Source organism: Virgibacillus sp. 7505, from assembly GCF_002272135.1.
Lineage (GTDB): Bacteria > Bacillota > Bacilli > Bacillales > Amphibacillaceae > Terribacillus.
In genome coordinates this window covers 227,603-245,985 of record NZ_NPBF01000018.1, presented here as the reverse complement: position 1 = coordinate 245,985, position 18,383 = coordinate 227,603, and the positions used below count along the sequence as shown (strand labels likewise).

Sequence of the window (18,383 nt, the reverse complement as noted above, 5' to 3'; positions counted from 1 at the left end):
TGATTCTATTACAGTTCTTGTTTGAACAGTCTGAATCGGTGAAGTAGGAGCAAATAAAAAGTGGCAGAGACAAGTAATACACTGCTGAGCAGTACGTAACCATTAGAGATATACGTGTCCAGTGTCATATAAAGGAAGATCGCACATGATGCCATACAAACGATGGCAATAAGCAGCTTATAAAACCTGGCAAAACTAAATGGAAAGCGCACAGCCTGGTAAAGACTCGCAAAGTGGAGTATTGTCCCGAGCACCTCTCCTAAGTTAAGCCCGAGTATGACTCCATTCACACCCATGCTTGGCTGAGAAGCAACGAAGTAGATCATCAGCAAGCTGGCAAGCGCCGCAATTAAATTATTGTAAAGCACGACACTGCTTTTCCCTATACCAATAAGAACTGCCTGCAGCGGAATCTGCAAATAACTGAGCATGAAACAGAAGATCATCTTCTGAATAAGCAGTCCAGCTTCTTCAGAGTGATAAAACAAACCTGTCAATTCGGTCGCGAAAAAGTAAAGAAACAGCGCCCACGGAATGCAAATCATCATTGTAACGTTTATCACTTGGTTGATGTTGCTGTACATCTGTTGAAATTGACGACGTGCATATAAGTCGCTGATAGAAGGGAGCAGATTGGTCGATAAGGAATGGGTGATAAACGTCGGTACGAATACTAGCGGCATGACATAGCCCATTAAGAGACCATACGTTTCGGTAGCTGTTTCTGCTGTAAGCCCGGCTGTCAGAAAGCTATGGGTAATAATTATTGGTAATAGAACTCCGGCAAAGCTATTGACCAAATGACTGCCGGTGTTGGGCAATGCGACACGAATCAAGTCTCTTGAATGCTGTTTACCGTCACGGACGAGATCCCGGATAATATGAAAGAAACGCCATTTGAATTCCTTTTGCCTGTTGAACGCTACGATCAATACTCCTAAAGAGATTGCTTCGCCAATGACCATGCTGATCACAGCACCTGCAGCAGCAACACCTAAACCGTAAGGGAGCAAGTATTGAACGAGCATATACGTAACTACAAGCTGCACACTCTGCTCCAGGATAGATGCAAACGCTCCAGGTGACATATACTGTTTACCATGAAAATAGCCTTTCAAGATAGAAGAAATCGCGACAATCGGTATAATTGGGATGATAGCTGTGAATGTGTATATGGCACGTTCATCTGCAAATAAAAGTCCTGGAACATAGTGGACCAGTCCAAGCAGCAGCAAGGATGTGATAACTCCCAATGTCCCCGTTATCAGAAAGGAAAGGGAAAGGACATGCCGCAGTCTTGTCCGATTATTCGTCGCATTATTCTCTGCCACCAGGTTGGCAACCGCTACTTCCAGTCCGAAGCCTGTAATTGCAATCAGCAGACCGGTTATCGGCATAGCCATCATCGCGAGTCCGATTCCTTCTGGTCCCAGAAGCCGTGACAAAACGATTCCGTTTATGAATCCGATCAGCTTACTGTAGCAAGCAGCAACCGCAAGGATGATCGTACCTTTCAATAATGATTGTTTACCCACATTTGTCACCTCAACTTGTCCATAGTTTAGATGTATGTGAGTAAGATGCTATTTATGAATAGAGGAGTACAGATCCAATTAAGTAAGCTATATAAAGGTAAGTACTATTAATCGATCTAATGTTTAATTTAGGGCTACACAATCTAGGCCAATTCCGGGCTAGGTTCAGATAAGCTCTTTTTTATTGCTTTTAACGCATGAGAGCCAGCACCAAAAGATGTTAGCCGAACTGACCAGCGGAGCTTGTTACTTATCGGATGTCTCTTGATAAAGAAACTGACAAGTGGTAGGTATGATTCCGTATTGATTCTTCTGTATCCTTACTCAGATAGGCCTGTTTTTCATAAAGGTTTTGACAGGAAAGGGCCACGCAATTATCATAATAATCAGAATTATTAATTATATTTAAGGAGGCGAAAAATTGCAGATATCTGAGATCATGAACAGCGGTATTCTGTGGGTGTTCTGTCTGCTAGTCGTATCTATCGTTATTTTTCAAGGAGTCGTATTCATGCGATCTGCGCTTCAGGTGAAAGCCAGTGTTGGTATGACAGATCGAGAGGCCCGGAGTGCGATGAAGACAGGTGCTATTGCAGCAATTGGTCCTGCTTTAGGCAATATTATCATTGCCGTTTCACTGATGACGTTGATCGGGAATCCGCTTACGATGATGCGCAGTGCAATTATCGGATCCTCCGCTACCGAATCACTCGGTGCCCAAATGGCTTCGACAGCTTATGGCACAGAGCTTGGATCGGCAAACTTCGGTCCTGAGGCGTTCACAACCATCGCTTGGACATTGTGCATTGGCGGTACAGGGTGGTTAATCGTCACGTTTTTCTTTACGAAGTCGTTAGGCTCTTTCCAAAAGAAGATAACAGCACGTAAAAATGGTACCAAGAAGATGGTTATTATCTCAACCGCAGCCATGTTGGGCGCGTTCGGTTACTTCGCTGCAAATGAGGTAGTGAAGAGCAGCGGGCATACCTTGATCATCCTGACAAGCATTCTGATAACAATCGGCACCTTATTGCTAGCTAATAAGTTTCATCTGAACTGGCTGAAAGAATGGGCATTAGGCTTTGCTATCATCGGCGGACTGACCGTCGGCTACTTTATAGGTTAAGAAAGGGAGGGGAAGGAAAATGGCTAAAACAGCAGAACAGGTCATAGTACAGGAACAGCTGATGGAAACACAGCAGCAATCATTTGATGCTTTTCATGTAAATGCCCATTTCTGGGGCAGACTCACAATTGGCTGTGTGATCGTATTATCAGCGGCATTGCCGCTTTACCTATCTTTTGTCGAGGGCTATCATCCTGGATGGCAGGCCATATTCGCAGCCTTTCTCGCATATATCGCCTTAGTTGGATTTGCCTGGGTAGTGGAGCCGGTCAGTTACTACGCAACACTCGGGGTCTCTGGGACGTACCTTAGTTTCCTAACAGGTAACATCGCTAACATGTGTCTGCCGTCTGCGGCTGCAGCTCAGCAAGTGATTGGCGCGGAACCTGGTACGAGAAAAGGAGAAGTAGCAGCAACTCTTGCTATAGCGGCAGCCAGCTTTATGAATATCGCCGTGCTTATTCCCGTCATTTTAGGAGGATCGTATATCCTATCCGTCATCCCCGAATCCGTTCAGGCTGCATTTGCCTATATCATTCCTGCTATCTTTGGAGGCATGATTGCTCAATTGGCTATGAGAAAACCGCTTTTCGGTGTGATCGGCATCGTTTTCGGGATCCTGATGACACAGCTCCCAATCCCTATCTTCTTTAAAGGCCTAGTCTGTATGTTCCTGACAGTCATTATCTGTGTACTTTTGGAAAACAAGCAAGCACCTAAATCTAACAATAAAGGAGAGATGGTTCATGAGTAAAAAAGAGCTGGTTCGTAATCTGGAGGAGTTAGAGCACGTCACAGGAAGTTTAGCACTTGATATATGGCAGCATCCTCAAATCGCTTATGAAGAGACTTATGCGAGTGCAGCGCAGAAGGGTGTGCTGGCTGATGCAGGTTTCCTCATTACAGATAACATCGGCGGTTTGCAAACTGCTTTTTATGCGGAATACGGGAGCGGCCATCCTATCATCGGCATATTAGGTGAATTTGACGCTTTGCCAGGTCTGTCCCAATCAAGCAAGCCATATAAGGATCCTGTCAGTGAAAACGGACCAGGTCACGCATGCGGCCATCATTTGCTCGGAACAGCTGGTGTAGAGGCCGTGCTTGGGCTGAAGCAGCTTATCGATGAAGGAAAGGTGAACGGTACAATCCGCTATTATGGCTGTCCAGCAGAAGAGGTGCTCTCTGGCAAGACATTCATGGCAAGAGAAGGTGTATTCGACGACTTGGATTGCTGTCTTACCTGGCATCCAGGAACGAGCAACGTCGTCCAGAATTATAGTACCCAAGCAATGATCTCAATCAAGTTCCGTTTCCATGGTATACCGGCGCACGCAGCAGGCGCACCGCATGCCGGACGAAGTGCGCTTGATGCCGTGGAAATCATGAATATCGGTGCCAATTACCTGCGTGAGCATCTAGTGGATGGCACCCGTATCCATTATGCTATCACCAACGGAGGCCAAGCGCCGAATATCGTTCCGGATGAAGCCGAAGTATGGTATTACCTTCGAGGTGAGAACCGGGATCAGGTAGAAGATATGCTGATGCGAATGCATGATATAGCAAAAGGAGCAGCATTGATAACTGGCACCTCAACTTCGCACGAACTTTTAGCGAATTGTTATCATATGCTGACAAATGATACATTGGATACGCTGAATTATCGCAATATGGAGGATTACCCGATGGAAAGCTTCACTTCGGATGAAGTTGCTTATGCTGCTATTCTGCGTAAGTCAATGGATCCGAAACTCATTGAGGAATCCCGTCGTCAGTTAGGCCTTGATTCTAATGACATACTGCCGACCAAGAATTTTTATAACATGACGATGAAAGATACGACGATGCCCGGATCGACAGATGTCGCCGATGTAAGCTGGATCACACCACTTGCCAGTATCAATACGACTTGCGGGCCGATTGGCACCCAAGTACACGCTTGGCAAGCTACGGCAGTATTCGGAACGAGCATCGGCCTGAAGGGCATGCATTATGCTGCAAGAATCATGGCTTTGACCGCATATGATCTTCTGACGGAACCGGCACTCGTTGAGCAGGCGAAAGCAGAATTCGCAGAAGCCACTGTCGACAAGCCTTATCAAGCTGGTCTAGATGAGACTGTATTAGCCCCGGGAACAGAACGAAAAGAGCAATTAATCTAATTGTAATTGACTTCCATTTCACTTTTGATATACTGTAACCAACAAACACGAGAGGATGATGGGTGGCCGATGATTGATTAATCTTGTTTTTAACGAATTGAAAAGTCATTTTCAACGCGTATAAAATAGGATTAGTCTGCCCATTTTCAAACTGAACGGAAACGTATACCTCTCCAAGGACGTATGTGTATTTCTGGTACGGCTAATCCTTCCAATTTATTTTGGGAGGATTTTTTTCTGTCCTCCTATGTCAAGGAGCGATTACTTATGAAAGAATTAATCAAAGTACAGCAAATGACCTACAAGTATGGTGAACGTCTTATCGTACAGCAAGCAAATGCTACAGTACACCAAGGTGATGTGATTGGTATAACCGGAAGGAATGGCGCAGGTAAAAGTACATTATTGCAGCTTATGGCAGGCAGTAAGCCTGTGATAGAAGGTTCAATATGGAAGGCGGATTCGATAGGGATAGAATTAGTGGAACAGGAAAGAGAAAATTATTCTTCTGAATCAGTTCAGTCTGAAGCAGCTGTACTGCTAGGCAAATGGCGAGTTCCATCCACTTCTTACCATAATATGAGTGGAGGAGAGAAGCTGAAAGCAAGACTTGCGAACGGCCTTTCCAGCAGGGCAGACGTATTGCTCCTTGATGAACCAACTAATCATTTAGATGAAGACAGTGTGAACTTGCTTGTGGCAGAAATCAAAAAAACCAACAAAACAATTCTGATTGTTTCTCATGATCGCTATTTACTAGATCAAGTGGCTACAAAGATATGGTCTATAGAAGGGCAGAGGCTTCATACTTTTGCAGGAAATTATACTGCTTATACAGATCATAGAAAAAAAGAAAAAGCGGCACAGCAGCATGCCTATGAAAAGCAGCAGAAACGCATCCAGCAAGTAGAGAGTCAAATTGCTTCCCTGCAAAATTGGAGTACAAAAGCACATGCACAATCTACCAAACAAGAAGGCGCCAAGGAATATTATCGTAAAAAAGCAAAACGAATGGATAAGGCTGTGAAATCAAAGCAAAAGCGACTGGAAAAGGAATTGGAAAAAGAGAAGATCGAAGCAGCTGTACCTGATCATGGCGTATCCTTCGAACTAAGCACAGCCCGTAAAAGGGGGAAACGATTTCTGGAATGTATAAATGTAACGAAGCAATATGATGATAAGATACTTTTTCAAGATGCCAATTTCACTATCAAGCATGGGGAAAAAATCGGTTTGCAAGGACCAAACGGCTGTGGAAAAACAACTTTTTTCCGGATGATAACCGATAATGAACCGTATGCAGGAGAAATATGGATTTCGCCAACAGCTAAGATCGGCTATCTCTCACAGGATGTCTATGATCTGCCCCTTAATAAGACACCTGGGGAGATCTTTCACAAGGAAACATATGCTGAAAGGGGAAAGGTACAAACGCTGCTTCTGAATCTTGGGTTCGATAAAGAAAGCTGGACGCTTCCGATAGAAGGAATGAGTATGGGAGAGCGTGTGAAATTGAAGCTTATGCAGCATATCCTGGCAGATAAGGATGTACTTTTGCTAGATGAACCAACAAACCATATGGATCTTCCATCCAGGGAACAATTGGAACAAACCCTCACAGCTTACAGCGGGACACTTCTCGTTATCTCCCATGACCGCTATTTCAGAGAGAAAGTGACAGATACACAGTTAATCATACAGGGAGGAAAGATAAGCAAGAATCTCGGTACAACAGCAGCTAAATCAGAAACAGAAGATGATATTCTTCTGATGCAGCTTGAAAATGAACAGCAGGAAGTATTAGGGAAGCTGAGTTTGCTGGCACCTGGAGATACAGCGTACAAGGATTTGGATGAGCGTTTTAATCAACTGACAAAAAGAATTAGACAACTGAAGAATTAGATGAAAAATAGAAGAGTCGTGTATACAAAACCATGACTCTTCTTTCCTGCGACCTTATGTAAACAAAGAGGTACACTAACTATTAAAAGCGCAAGTAGTCAGTTATGATTGATCTCTTCACATAAACTCTGCATGTTCAAAACACTAATTAACAAACGTAAACGGGAGTATTTATGTATGTAAACCTTCAGTCCTATATAAAAGGTAATAGTCAAGTTTTCCTGAATTTAAAAGAAATTCTAATATTGAACCATCTTATGATGGAGTATGTTAAACTTGGGGAAAAAATAGATATGGAGGTCATAATAACAGGAAATACTACCACTTAGTTTTAGAATATAGCATACTGTCGATTCCCCCTCATAGTTTTCGGAATATTAATTATATTTAATCCTTCCTACTTCATTGAAGCACTCAGCTAAATATTAGCCCAATTCTTATTTATAAGAACCAATATTCTTTATAAAGGTAATTTATGATAATAAAAGAAAAAATAAGTTGGTTTTTGTGCTTCAAATAAAGCAGTGAAGGGCCAACAGAAATTACTCCGCATTTATTAAGGTACAACTGCCTTACTATTAAGTATCTAATTGCAAGCTTGATAGAAATGTAAAACTGGACGATGTCTCGTTCGCTGCCTCTTTTTCCTGCAAAACAAAGAAAATCCTTTAAGTGCTCAATCTTGTAAAGAATGGCGATATAACCATCGGACTTACTCGCTTTACTATGTAGTGAAAGCTATTTATAAAGCTTTGGTATCAAATAATAAATAAGGGGATGGGGATATGTTCAAAAAGAAATGGGCGGCAGCCGCTTTAGTTGCTGCGTTTTCAGTTACGGCTTTAGTTGGAATCAAACCTACAGATGTGAAGGCTGAAACAGATGTGAAGGCAATTGTTGAAGGAATGTCGGTTGAAGAAAAAGTGGGTCAAATGCTTATGCCGGATTTCCGCAACTGGCAAAAGCAAGGGGAAAGCAAAGCAACAGGTTTTACAGAGATGAACGATGAAGTGGGAAGCATCATTCAGAAATATCATTTAGGGGGAGTTATCCTATTTGCTGAAAACGTCGTAGGTACTGAACAAACAGTCCGTTTGATAGATGGCTTGCAAAATGCAAGCCCGGAAATACCGCTTTTCATAACCATTGATCAGGAAGGCGGAATCGTGACACGTCTGCAAACGGGAACGAATCTGCCAGGCAACATGGCGTTAGGTGCAACACGAAGTGAGAAATATGCCTATCAAACTGGCAAAATCATTGGGGAAGAATTATCGTCTCTTGGTGTAAATGTAAACTTCGGCCCCTCATTGGATGTAAACAACAATCCTGATAATCCTGTAATCGGTGTCCGTTCATACAGTTCTAATCCAGAGCTTGTCTCAAAGTTAGGCATTGAGACTATACAAGGACTGCAACGACAAAATGTTGCTGCAACAGCAAAGCATTTTCCAGGACATGGCGATACTGCTACTGACAGTCATTACGGTTTGCCGCTTGTTACACATGACAAGGATAGATTACAAGCTGTAGAGCTTCTGCCTTTTCAGAATGCAATTGATGAAGGCGTAGATATGATCATGACAGCTCACGTTCAATTTCCTGCTTTTGATGATACAACGTATATCAGCAAAAAAGACGGTCAGGAGATTTTGGTTCCAGCCACACTTTCCAAAAAAGTGTTGACAGGATTGCTGCGCGAGGAAATGGGGTTTGAAGGTGTCATTGTCACAGATGCCCTAAATATGAAAGCGATTTCAGATAACTTCGGCCAGGAAGAAGCCGTCGTATTAGCTTTAAAATCAGGTGTAGATATTGCGTTGATGCCTGCACAAGTGAACTCTTTGGAAATGGAAAAGAATTTGGCTTCCGTTTATAACGCGGTGCTAGCAGCAATCGAATCTGGAGATCTCCCGATGGAGCAAGTAAATGCATCGGTTGAGAGAATTCTAAAATTGAAAGAAAAACGCGGTATTTTGGATCCTGACAAAGCGCCAATTGAAGAAAAAGTAACTAACTCGTTAAAAGTAGTAGGCAACAAGGAGCATTTGAAGCAAGAAAAGAAAATGGCGGAGGATGCTGTTACGCTTTTGAAAAACGAAGACAAAACACTCCCTTTCAAACCAAAAAAAGGTGAGAAGGTTCTCGTGCTTGCTCCATTTGATGATCAAGTAGAAGCGATGACAAGAAGCATAAACGAATTAAAAGGCAAGAAGAAAGATGTTGAAGTTACTGGCTATGCTTTCTCGGAAAAGTCCTTCAATGAAGAGGTGGCAGCCATGGTTGATGAAGCAGACTATGTTATTACCGGTTCCTATGTTGTGAAAAATGATCCTGCTGTAAATGATGGCGTCATTGATGACAATATTCAGGATTCAAGCAAATGGGCAACAGCTTTTCCAAGAGCTGTCATGAAAGTTGCTGAAGAAAAGAATAAAAAGTTCGTGTTAATGAGTCTGCGCAATCCTTATGATGTCGGAAATTTTGAAGAAGCAAAAGCTGTGCTTGCGGTCTATGGTTTTAAAGGCTATTCAAATGGTGCATATAGACAGCCGAACATTCCTGCCGGCATTAAAACGATTTTTGGTGAATCAAAGCCAAAAGGTAAATTACCAGTAGATATTCCATCTGTCACCCAACCTGAAGAGGTTCTTTATCCATATGGTTATGGACTCGATATTCGTTCAGGGAAGCTGCTTAAATAATCCGAATAAAGGGGAGGAGTTCCATTGAAAAGAGTATTGTTGATGGTAATGATTCTGCTGCTGGCTTTAAGTGCTTTTCCTGCGGAAAAAGAGGTTGCTGCCCATAAGAGGAAGAAAGATAGTAAAGTAACGCCTGGTGTTGAGGTCCTTTTAGATGATCAGAAAGAACTTTTAAAAGACAAAAAAGTTGGCTTAATTACCAATCCGACCGGTATTGACTCAAAAATGAACAGCATTGTTGATCTGCTGCACGAAGATTCGGATATTGAACTGACAGCTTTATTCGGTCCTGAGCATGGCGTACGCGGTGATGCTCAGGCAGGGGAATATGTTGAATCTTATATTGACGAAAAAACAGGACTACCTGTATACAGCCTCTACGGACAAACAAGAAAACCAACACCTGAAATGCTCAAAAACGTAGAAGTGCTAGTCTTTGATATTCAGGACGTCGGCACACGGTACTACACATACATCTACACGATGGCTTATGCCATGGAAGCAGCAAAAGAAAATAACATTCCCATTGTCGTGCTTGACCGTCCGAATCCTCTAGGCGGACTTTCAGTTGATGGTCCTGTACTCGAGCCTGATTTCTCTTCCTTTGTAGGGATGTATCCAATTCCAACAAAGCACGGTATGACAGTCGGAGAGCTTGCTTCCTTCTTCAACGAAGAATTTAATATTGGAGCAGATTTGAGAGTCGTCAAAATGAAAGGCTGGAAGCGGTCCATGGATTTCGAAGACACAGGACTTCCATTCGTCCTGCCGTCACCAAATATGCCGACAGTTTCAACAACATTTGTTTATCCTGCAACCGGTCTGATTGAAGGAACAAACCTTTCAGAAGGGCGGGGAACAACCAAGCCATTTGAACTGATCGGCGCACCTTTTATCAACAGTACAAATCTTGCTGCAGAATTGAACTCACTCAATCTGCCAGGCGTGACATTCAGGGCTGCATCCTTTACACCGACATCTTCAAAACATGCTGGAAAACTCAGCCATGGTGTTGAAATTTATGTAACAGACCGCGCTGAATTCGATGCGGTAACAACAGGACTTCACATCATTAAAACAATTCATGACATGTATCCAGACGATTTCGAATTCCTTTCAAACAACTTCTTTGATAAATTAATTGGAAACGATTGGGTCAGAACAATGATTCTGGAAGGAGCATCCGTTAGAGAAATCACGAAAAAATATCAGAAAGATCTATATGAATTTAAGAAGGTTCGAAAAGAGTACTTAATTTATAAGTAATTGTTTGAAAAGGGTGGAATCATTATGATTCACCCTTTTTTAGTATATCAATCGAATTTGAGTAACGCAGCTGAAGTGAACTTTGCAAGCGTAATTAACAAAAGAGATGGGATCAACAGGAATACCATTAAAAACATTATTTTTATAAAGCCTTTTAAATTGTATTTCCACTAGAATTGTATACGATAAAAAGGCTGCCCAAAATAGGATACACTATAAATATTGCTGCAGATAAGGTTAGAATCAAAAACTATGCCGTTTTAAGCATCTGGTAACATAGTAGCTATCGACAGCCGAAATTAAAGGTCCTTATGGAATAAAACTCGGTAGCAATGCGAGTAAAATTTATAATAAGCACAGGTGAACCTACAATTGCAAATCATGGATAGCTAAAAAGCAGGCGTAAATAGAAGTAGAAGTAAGTGAACTATTGGTACTCGTTATTTTAAAATAACTTAGTTTACATAATATATATTATCGGAAGTAAATGAAAAACACTGTATCTTATCTCAAATCCCAAGTATTCTTAAGATAATGAGACAAAATCAAAAAACGGACTATGCAAACAGTTTTGCTGCACAATCCGTTTTTCTTATTAATCTGCCACGTGTAATACGATTTTTCCTGTATTCTTATTGCTTTCCATATATTCATGAGAATCCGAGACTTCCGCTAACGGAAATACTTTATCGACAATCGGCTTGATTGCTTTAGATTCTAACAATGGCAATACATTATCGATTAAATCAGCTGTCAGTCTGGCTTTGTAATCAATGCTTCTTGTGCTTAATAATGTTCCTTTTACATGTAAGCGCTTTGCAAGCAACGGCATTATGGATACATTCTCTAGCTCCGTACCACCTAAGAATCCAATTAAGATCAATCTGCCGTCAGTTTTAAGTGTTTTGATATTCTGATTCCAGTATGTTGCTCCAATGAAGTCCAGAATAACATCAGCACCTGTATCGGCAAGCTTTTCAGCAAAATCTTCCTCTTTATAGTTAATTGTGATGTCAGCGCCAAGCTCTTTACAGAAATCAAGTTTTTCCTGTGATCCAGCTGTAACTGCAACCGTTGCACCTGCTTGCTTCGCCAATTGTATGGCAGCAGTTCCAACACCACTTGCACCAGCATGGATCAAAACGGTTTCACCCTGTTTAAGCTCTCCGAGCCAATGTAGCGTCTGATAAGCTGTCAGGAAGACTTCCGGGACCGCCGCTGCCTCTTCATAGCTTAGATGCTCTGGAATTGGCATTGCCAGCTTACTGTTAAGTACAGCGTATTCAGCATAGCCGCCAGATGGAATGAGTCCAAAGATGCGGTCTCCCTTTTCCCATCCGTAGGCTTCCTCTCCTGCTTCTTCTACGACACCGGCAATTTCCAAGCCTAAAATAGGATCGAAATCACTGGATGGATAGTTTCCTTTGCGCTTTTCTATATCGGCACGGTTGATTGCTGAAGCCTTTACAGCGACAAGAATTTCGTCCGGTTTTATTTTTGGTTTATCAGATTCCTCCAGTTTTAACTTTTCTGGTCCTCCGAAACCTTGTAATGTGATTGCTCTCATAGTTAAGACTCCCTTTCTGCCTTTATTTTTATCCTTTACGGAAAAAAAGTAAATAAATCAGCACTATCCAGAATGGAAGGGCGAACATGATCCCGAATAGCAGACCTTTGAAGAATTTCATGCTGCTGCACCTCATTTCGTGTGCTTTTTCTTATTGTTAACCATATGATAAAAAGCTTAAACATGCAAAAACCCGGCTCCGTTACCTGGAGCTCGGGTTTTGCACTGCTTGATATACGGGGGATCTTGCTTGAATAGTCTCTAAATAGTAATCGAATAATTCACTGGAAGCATTCGTCCAGGAATGCTTCTCAGCTTCTATTCGCACATTCTGCTTCATTATAGCTGCTAATTCCTGATTATCGAGTCTGCCAACCGCTTTACTCATGCTGGCTACATCCTCATTTTCAAAGAGGAATCCTGTCTTGCCTTCCTCGATTTGCTCCAGTGTCGGTCCGCTTTTAGCAGCAATGACTGGAATACCGGATGCCATAGCTTCTAGTATAACCAGACCGAGTGTCTCGGTAACAGACGGGAACAGAAAAGCATCCGCAGAAGCAAACGCCTGTGATAGCTCTTCTCCATGTAGAAAGCCTGTGAACAGCGTGTTTGTTCCTGCAAATATCTTCTCCAATTCTTTACGAGCAGGACCGTCTCCGATAATGGCTAATGCTAAGTCATCCCGTTCATCCAGCAATGGACGAATCTTATGGATTTCCTTTTCAATTGCCAATCTGCCGACAAAGATAAGCAGTTTCTTACTATGATCTCCTTGCAAAAGCCGATCACGCATACGTTCTGAATAAAAATTCGGATGCCGTTTCTCTATATCGACGCCTCTGCGCAACACATGCATCCTCTCGAAGCCGTGTTCGTCAAGCTCCTGCTTGATGGCAGCAGACGTACACAGATTAATGTCAGCTGTATTATGCAACCTACGGAAATGCCACCAGAATAATGGCTTTAAAGGTTTATACAACTTGTAATAATCAAGGTATTTCGGTACATGTGTATGATAAGACGCCAAAAGCGGCAGTCCTTTCTTATGTGCATAATGTATTCCCGCTACTCCGACCAGGGCTGGGTTCGCCACATGTACGAGATCCGGCTGATGCTTCTCCAGCAAGGATTTAATTCGCCTAGTCGGCAAGGAGAATTTCTTGGAACGGTAAAATGGCATCGTTACCGTTCCAACCCCTTCCACAAGAGCGCCTTCGTACTCAGTAACACCTAAATCCGGAGCGATGACGACGACTTCATGATTCTGGCTTCGCAGGAACTTGATCGCTTCGGTGAGCCGGGTGACGACACCGTCAGTCGATGGCAGAAATGTCTCGGTGATAATGACGATTTTCAATGTGTACTCCTATTTCCACGTAACCGTAGGGAGAACATTTTCTTTGATGACGCGATCTTTATGTTCAAGAGCCGTCTCCAGAATTTCACGAAGCACGTCATCTGTTAGCAGATTCGGTTCAAGACCAAGATCACGGAGCTTCGTATTCACCGCATTATAGTAATGCTCTTCTGCTTCCACTCTCGGATTTTCGATAGATTTGATCTGTGGATCAAGACCCTTCTCCCGGCTGACTTTCTGCACCTTCTCAGCAAGTTCTTTCACAGAGAAGCTTTCTGTGAATTGGTTGAATACCCGGAATTCCCCTGCATCTGCTGGATTCTCTGCTGCAATTTCCACACAGCGGATTGTATCCGTGATATTCAAGAAGCCACGTGTCTGTCCGCCGCTTCCATATACAGTGATGTCATGGCCAGTAGCTGACTGAATGAGGAACCTGTTCAAAGCTGTACCAAAGACACCATCATAATCGAAACGGTTTGCAAGAACCGGATCGAGTTTCGTCTCTTCTGTATGAAGACCATATACGACACCCTGATTCAAGTCTGTTGCACGAATGCCCCAGATCCTGCAAGCAAGCATGATATTATGGCTGTCATGAACCTTGGATAAGTGATAAAAAGAACCAGGCTGTTTCGGGAACGGCAGTTTATCCTTTCTGCCTTTATGTTCAATTTCGATATAGCCTTCTTCAATATCGATATTAGGGGTACCGTACTCTCCCATCGTACCAAGCTTAATCAGATGACAAGATGGAGCGAATTCCTTGATTGCATATAATACATTCAAGTTTCCGATCACATTATTCTGCTGCGTGTATACAGCATGCTCACGATCGATCATGCTGTACGGTGCCGAGCGCTGTTCCGCAAAGTGGACGAATGCGTCAGGCTGTGTCTGACGGAATACTTCCGCTAGAAAATCATAATGATTCAAGTCGCCTATGTATGTCTTGATTTCCTTGCCAGTCTTCTCTTTCCACTTTGCGACGCGCTCTTCCAAGGAATAAATTGGTGTTACGGAATTGGATCGTAATTCTTCATCATACTTACGTCTTACTAAGTTATCGACGATTGCTACTTCATGACCTTGCTTGGACAAATAAAGGGCTGTCGGCCATCCGCAGAAACCATCTCCACCAGCTACAACAATTTTCATGACTCATCCTCCTGTGACATCAACATTTCTTGGTACGTTCGTTAACAATTATATGCTAACGATGCTGCAATGAAAAACAATATGGTGTTAAGGAAGATTTGAGAATGTGTAAATAAGTTGTTAACTGTTCAGCCCGCGATCCAATTTTTTCAACGGCTTTTTCGCCGGTCCTTCAAGGACATCACCTGTTCCAGAAAAACGTGAACCATGACAAGGGCAATCCCAGCTGGATTCAGCACTATTCCAATTGACTTCACACTTCATATGGGTACAAGTTGTATCGACTTGGTGGATTTCTCCGTTTTCGTCCTTATAGACACCAAGCAGCAGGCCATTAAACCGCACTTTGGTCGCTTCGCCCCGCTTCAGATTCGGGACATATTCATATGGCTGTTCCAGTTTACCTAGCACAAATTCCTTCGCAACTTCCATAACATTCTTAGTTACACTACCCAAATCCGGGTCAGCCTGAAACCTCGATGGCTGATAAATATTTTTGTAGCGGCTGCTGCCTGCCGTAATAAGTGAACTGATTTCAAGACCTGCAACGATACTGCTAGTCATACCCCATTTACGATATCCAGTAGCGACAAAGATATTATCGTTGCCTTTGCTGATATGACCGATGTATGGCAGATTGTCCAATGTGACGATATCCTGAGCCGACCACATATAGATTGGAGTCTCTGTATCCAGATAAGCGGCAAAGTCCGCGAGTTCCTTATAATATGTTTCCTCAGGATGACCTTCACCTGTACGATGGGATTCCCCTCCTATGAGAAGTAAGGTGCCGTGCTCTTCGGTTTCAATGCTGCGCACAGATCTGGAAGGAGTATCTGCATTGATATACATGCCGCCAGGATAAGACGTTTTTGGCTTAGCAGCCACTACGTAAGATCTATCCTGATACAGTCTGGCAAAGTAGAAGCCTTTTCCGTCGTAAAAAGGAAAATGCGAAGCAACGACTACCTTTTTGCAGTTTACCTTCACTCCGCTCTTTGTAACCACAACAGGTTCCTGTCCCTCTTCGATAGTGTCAACTGGTGTATCTGTATATACCTTACCTCCATTATCAAGAAATACTTGAAGTAAACCGTTAAGGAATTCCAGCGGATGATATTGGTACTGTTCTTTCATGATCAATGCCTTCTCCACATCAAAACCAAGCGGAATTGAATCAGTCAGTTCTCCCTGTATACCAAGCTTCTGATATGCGTCGTATTCCTTCTCCAACTTATTGATGTTTTGTTTATCCTTTGTATAGATATAAGCGTCCTGTTCTACCAGATGGCAGTCGATACTGTGCGCGGAAGTCGTCTCTTTTACAAATCTGATAGCATCCATGCACGCTTCATAATGTGTCTTAGCTGTATCCTTATTAAAATGCTGGATATATTCATCGTAGATCAACCCATGCTGAGCAGTCAGCTTTGCGGTCGTATAGCCTGTAGTTCCGCTATAGAGACTGTCAGCCTCCAGAATGGTCACTTGCCGCCCTTCCTTTGCAAGCATGTATCCTGTGACAATACCGGTAATACCTCCGCCGACAATGACGATTTCACTTTCTGTATCGTAACGGAGTGTCTCAAACTGCGGTATCTCCGTCTTCTCCCGCCAATAGCTTTTATTATGTGTCATGATTATCCTCCATCTGTAGTAATAGCACCATTTTTGCCAAAGAAATGATGTGTTAATCAAATGTTTTTTGTATACGCTATCAGGGAAGACGTTTTGCAAGGAGGCGGTATAGGTATGAAATGCGTTCAGATGGTAGTTGGAGGTAAGGTTCAAGGTGTTGGTTTCCGGCTTGCTGCCGCTGAAATCGCCCGAAATCTTGAGTTAGTGGGTTTTGTCCGGAACGAGGCAGATGGTACTGTTAGAGTTGATGCTGAAGGTGATCCAGAAAAAGTAGAACAATTCATCCAGCAGATTCGCAAAGGTCCGAATAACTTTATAAAAGTGAAACAAGTTGATTTGAAATACTTAGAAAAACAGCAAGGCTTCAGACGTTTTGAAGTAAGGTAAATGAAAAACGCCCGGCATATAGCCGAGCGTTTTTTTAATCTACCTTTTTCAAGTCCTTTACCGCCGGTCCTTCTATAACTTCCCCGCTTGCTCTGAAGCGCGAGCCATGGCAAGGGCAATCCCAGGTTGTTTCTGCATTGTTCCAATGTACTTCACAACCCATATGAGTACATGTAGTGTCTACTTTATGGACAGTACCATCATTATCTTTATAGATACCAACAAGCATGCCATTTTGTCGTATTTTTCCTGCCTCACCACGATCCAGCTCTTCGATGGTCTTTTCTGTTTTCTCGAGTTTTCCGGATACGAGCTCTTTACTCACTTCCACCATATTTTTGGCTAACGTACCAATGCCTTTGATTCCATCCTGCCTTGCCGGATTGTAAATATCGTTATACATACTTTTGCCATTTTCAATCAAAGAAGTGATTTCCTTCGCTGCGGTGATACCCCCGGACATACCCCATTTACGAAATGCGGTGGCAACATAAAGATTTGGAGTCCGTTTCGTTATACGGCCGATATAGAAAAGACTATCCAGACTCATGAAATCCTCTGCGGACCAGTTATAATCAAATTCACCTATATCGAATTCCGATCTGCCCCAATTGCGGAGATTACTATAATGTTCTTTCATATTATTTCCTTTACCGGTTCGATGCCCATCGCCACCGATCAGCCATAATGTATTCCCGCTCTTGTCCTTTGCACTTCGGACAGATCTTGATGGACTGTCAATGGATATATACATACCGCCTGGATAGGTATACGGGCTTTTACCTGCAACAATGTAAGATCTAGCGATATCCAAACGTGCAAAGTAAGCTCCTTTGAAATCATAAAAAGGGAAGTGAGTAGCTATTACCACATGCTTGGCTGTTACACTCCCGCCACCCTTCAGCTTGACAGTAGCTGGTTCACCTTCTTCGATCGTTTCGGCACGAGTGTCTTCATAAATATGCCCGCCATGTGAGCTGATGTATTCTGCCATCGCTTGGAGGAAAAGAAGCGGATGGAATTGTGCTTGATTATCCATCCTTACCGCTTTTTGTACGGAAAGCGGCAGTGCTATTTCGTCTACCAATGCACCTGGTATGCCTAGCTTCTCATATGCTTGCCATTCCTTTTCAATTTGGCGGACATTTTTCTTTTCATCAGTGAAGACATAAGCGGGTTCCTGGCTTATTTGAAAATCTGCCTGTAAATCCTTTTCTGTTTCCCTTACAAAATCAATTGTTTCCATTGCTGCATCAAAATGAATTCGAGCAGTTTCTTCGCCAAATTTGCTGATTAGCTGATCATAGATTAAATCATGCTGAGCTGTCAATTTGGCTGTCGTATAGCCTGTTGTACCATGCCCAAGTTTCAATGCCTCAATTAAAGTGATTTTATAGCCTTTTTTTGTAAGTAAGTAAGCAGTAGTGATTCCTGCGATGCCTCCGCCGACTACGCAAACCTCTGTTTCCGTATCCTCTTGCAGCTTCTCATAGTTCGGAAAACTGCTTGTTTCGATCCAATAAGATTCATGCTTGCCAGTCGACATATAGTGACAACTCCTTTTTTGTTACACTTAA

The 18,383-nt window shown here is 42.7% G+C and carries 13 protein-coding genes; 7 read left to right on the top strand and 6 right to left on the bottom strand.

From position 1 onward, the window contains the following. Window positions 1-8 precede the first annotated feature (8 nt). Window positions 9-1,535: a stage V sporulation protein B gene (gene spoVB / locus CHH91_RS07040; protein WP_176465709.1), complete on the bottom strand. Its 1,527-nt coding sequence runs from the start codon at window positions 1,533-1,535 to the stop codon at window positions 9-11. A 421-nt stretch (window positions 1,536-1,956) separates the two neighbouring features. On the opposite strand from spoVB, the gene CHH91_RS07035 reads away from it, so the two are divergent. From CHH91_RS07035 to CHH91_RS07010, 6 genes are all read left to right on the top strand, one after another. Then, window positions 1,957-2,661, top strand: a complete 705-nt coding sequence (locus CHH91_RS07035) for a DUF5058 family protein (RefSeq protein ID WP_095222736.1) — start codon at window positions 1,957-1,959, stop codon at window positions 2,659-2,661. Window positions 2,662-2,680: 19 nt separating this feature from the next. Next, window positions 2,681-3,415, top strand: coding sequence for a small-conductance mechanosensitive channel (locus tag CHH91_RS07030; protein ID WP_286160710.1), 735 nt, complete (start codon window positions 2,681-2,683; stop codon window positions 3,413-3,415). Continuing rightward, complete coding sequence (locus CHH91_RS07025; RefSeq protein WP_095222735.1) at window positions 3,408-4,826, top strand: amidohydrolase; 1,419 nt, start codon at window positions 3,408-3,410, stop codon at window positions 4,824-4,826. Before CHH91_RS07030 ends, CHH91_RS07025 begins: the two co-directional genes overlap by 8 nt. A gap of 267 nt (window positions 4,827-5,093) precedes the next feature. Next, a complete protein-coding gene (abc-f, locus tag CHH91_RS07020; RefSeq protein WP_095222734.1) occupies window positions 5,094-6,728 on the top strand; it encodes a ribosomal protection-like ABC-F family protein in 1,635 nt (544 codons plus the stop codon). A gap of 785 nt (window positions 6,729-7,513) precedes the next feature. Next, on the top strand, window positions 7,514-9,433 hold the full coding sequence (locus CHH91_RS07015; RefSeq protein WP_095222733.1) for a glycoside hydrolase family 3 protein: 1,920 nt from the start codon (window positions 7,514-7,516) through the stop codon (window positions 9,431-9,433). Between the two features lie 42 nt (window positions 9,434-9,475). Then, window positions 9,476-10,699 (top strand): exo-beta-N-acetylmuramidase NamZ family protein, encoded by a 1,224-nt coding sequence (locus CHH91_RS07010; RefSeq protein WP_095222814.1) that lies wholly within the window; start codon window positions 9,476-9,478, stop codon window positions 10,697-10,699. Between the two features lie 595 nt (window positions 10,700-11,294). On the opposite strand, the gene CHH91_RS07005 is transcribed toward CHH91_RS07010, so the two are convergent. The 4 genes from CHH91_RS07005 to CHH91_RS06990 form a co-directional block, all read right to left on the bottom strand. After that, entirely contained in the window at window positions 11,295-12,266 is a 972-nt protein-coding gene (locus tag CHH91_RS07005; RefSeq protein ID WP_095222732.1) for an NAD(P)H-quinone oxidoreductase, read from the bottom strand. Window positions 12,267-12,468: 202 nt separating this feature from the next. Continuing rightward, the gene (locus CHH91_RS07000) at window positions 12,469-13,623 is read right to left on the bottom strand and encodes a glycosyltransferase family 4 protein (RefSeq protein ID WP_095222731.1); all 1,155 of its coding nucleotides are present in this window, start codon (window positions 13,621-13,623) and stop codon (window positions 12,469-12,471) included. A 9-nt stretch (window positions 13,624-13,632) separates the two neighbouring features. Beyond that, on the bottom strand, window positions 13,633-14,781 hold the full coding sequence (locus CHH91_RS06995; protein ID WP_095222730.1) for an NAD-dependent epimerase/dehydratase family protein: 1,149 nt from the start codon (window positions 14,779-14,781) through the stop codon (window positions 13,633-13,635). Window positions 14,782-14,901: 120 nt separating this feature from the next. Continuing rightward, window positions 14,902-16,419 (bottom strand): FAD-dependent oxidoreductase, encoded by a 1,518-nt coding sequence (locus CHH91_RS06990; RefSeq protein ID WP_095222729.1) that lies wholly within the window; start codon window positions 16,417-16,419, stop codon window positions 14,902-14,904. Between the two features lie 114 nt (window positions 16,420-16,533). Here CHH91_RS06990 and CHH91_RS06985 point away from each other — a divergent pair, with 114 nt between their 5' ends. Continuing rightward, window positions 16,534-16,806, top strand: coding sequence for an acylphosphatase (locus CHH91_RS06985; protein ID WP_176465708.1), 273 nt, complete (start codon window positions 16,534-16,536; stop codon window positions 16,804-16,806). 34 nt (window positions 16,807-16,840) lie between these two features. On the opposite strand, the gene CHH91_RS06980 is transcribed toward CHH91_RS06985, so the two are convergent. Further along, window positions 16,841-18,352 (bottom strand): FAD-dependent oxidoreductase, encoded by a 1,512-nt coding sequence (locus CHH91_RS06980; protein WP_095222727.1) that lies wholly within the window; start codon window positions 18,350-18,352, stop codon window positions 16,841-16,843. Window positions 18,353-18,383 lie beyond the last annotated feature (31 nt).

Bases quoted from the DNA above. Each gene is read 5' to 3' on its own strand.
- CHH91_RS06995 (WP_095222730.1), bottom strand. From the start codon at position 14,781: ATGAAAATTGTTGTAGCTGGTGGAGATGGTTTCTGCGGATGGCCGACA.
- CHH91_RS07025 (WP_095222735.1), top strand. From the start codon at position 3,408: ATGAGTAAAAAAGAGCTGGTTCGTAATCTGGAGGAGTTAGAGCACGTC.
- CHH91_RS07005 (WP_095222732.1), bottom strand. From the start codon at position 12,266: ATGAGAGCAATCACATTACAAGGTTTCGGAGGACCAGAAAAGTTAAAA.
- CHH91_RS07010 (WP_095222814.1), top strand. From the start codon at position 9,476: ATGGTAATGATTCTGCTGCTGGCTTTAAGTGCTTTTCCTGCGGAAAAA.
- CHH91_RS06985 (WP_176465708.1), top strand. From the start codon at position 16,534: ATGAAATGCGTTCAGATGGTAGTTGGAGGTAAGGTTCAAGGTGTTGGT.
- CHH91_RS06980 (WP_095222727.1), bottom strand. From the start codon at position 18,352: ATGTCGACTGGCAAGCATGAATCTTATTGGATCGAAACAAGCAGTTTT.
- CHH91_RS07015 (WP_095222733.1), top strand. From the start codon at position 7,514: ATGTTCAAAAAGAAATGGGCGGCAGCCGCTTTAGTTGCTGCGTTTTCA.
- abc-f (WP_095222734.1), top strand. From the start codon at position 5,094: ATGAAAGAATTAATCAAAGTACAGCAAATGACCTACAAGTATGGTGAA.
- CHH91_RS07030 (WP_286160710.1), top strand. From the start codon at position 2,681: ATGGCTAAAACAGCAGAACAGGTCATAGTACAGGAACAGCTGATGGAA.
- CHH91_RS06990 (WP_095222729.1), bottom strand. From the start codon at position 16,419: ATGACACATAATAAAAGCTATTGGCGGGAGAAGACGGAGATACCGCAG.